Source organism: Pseudomonas sp. EGD-AK9 (assembly GCF_000465935.2).
Classification (GTDB): domain Bacteria; phylum Pseudomonadota; class Gammaproteobacteria; order Pseudomonadales; family Pseudomonadaceae; genus Aquipseudomonas.
Window position 1 is genome coordinate 1 of record NZ_AVOF01000625.1, and the last position, 1,085, is coordinate 1,085.

Annotated in this window: 2 rRNA genes; both read left to right on the top strand. The window is 53.9% G+C overall.

Annotation, left to right across the window (positions count from 1 at the left end):
* A 23S ribosomal RNA gene (locus tag N878_RS21805) occupies positions 1–760 on the top strand; the annotation flags it as partial.
* Between the two features lie 160 nt (positions 761–920).
* A 5S ribosomal RNA gene (gene rrf / locus N878_RS21810) occupies positions 921–1,036 on the top strand.
* Positions 1,037–1,085: the final 49 nt, after the last annotated feature.

Genomic DNA, 1,085 nt, shown 5'->3' on the forward strand with positions numbered 1-1,085 from the left:
CCAGTTCTCATGGAGCCATCCTTGAAATACCACCCTGGCAACCTTGAGGTTCTAACTCTGGTCCGTTATCCGGATCGAGGACAGTGTATGGTGGGTAGTTTGACTGGGGCGGTCTCCTCCCAAAGAGTAACGGAGGAGTACGAAGGTGCGCTCAGACCGGTCGGAAATCGGTCGTAGAGTATAAAGGCAAAAGCGCGCTTGACTGCGAGACAGACACGTCGAGCAGGTACGAAAGTAGGTCTTAGTGATCCGGTGGTTCTGTATGGAAGGGCCATCGCTCAACGGATAAAAGGTACTCCGGGGATAACAGGCTGATACCGCCCAAGAGTTCATATCGACGGCGGTGTTTGGCACCTCGATGTCGGCTCATCACATCCTGGGGCTGAAGCCGGTCCCAAGGGTATGGCTGTTCGCCATTTAAAGTGGTACGCGAGCTGGGTTTAGAACGTCGTGAGACAGTTCGGTCCCTATCTGCCGTGGACGTTTGAGATTTGAGAGGGGCTGACCTTAGTACGAGAGGACCGGGTTGGACGAACCTCTGGTGTTCCGGTTGTCACGCCAGTGGCATTGCCGGGTAGCTATGTTCGGAAAAGATAACCGCTGAAAGCATCTAAGCGGGAAACTTGCCTCAAGATGAGATCTCACTGGAGCCTTGAGCTCCCTGAAGGGCCGTCGAAGACTACGACGTTGATAGGTGGGGTGTGTAAGCGCTGTGAGGCGTTGAGCTAACCCATACTAATTGCCCGTGAGGCTTGACCATATAACACCCAAACAATCTGCTCTGAGAGCAGAGGGTGTCGATGGTGAAGTCGACTGAATGCCGAAGATTTGCACGAGAGCTACAGGCCCAAGGGCCAAGCCAAACGACTGTCACATACCCAATTCGCTGTAACGGTTAACCCCGCGACAGCAACAAATTGCTTGACGACCATAGAGCGTTGGAACCACCTGATCCCATCCCGAACTCAGCAGTGAAACGACGCATCGCCGATGGTAGTGTGGGGCTTCCCCATGTGAGAGTAGGTCATCGTCAAGCTCCTATACGAAACCCCAGATCGCCAACGCGGTCTGGGGTTTCTTCTTTG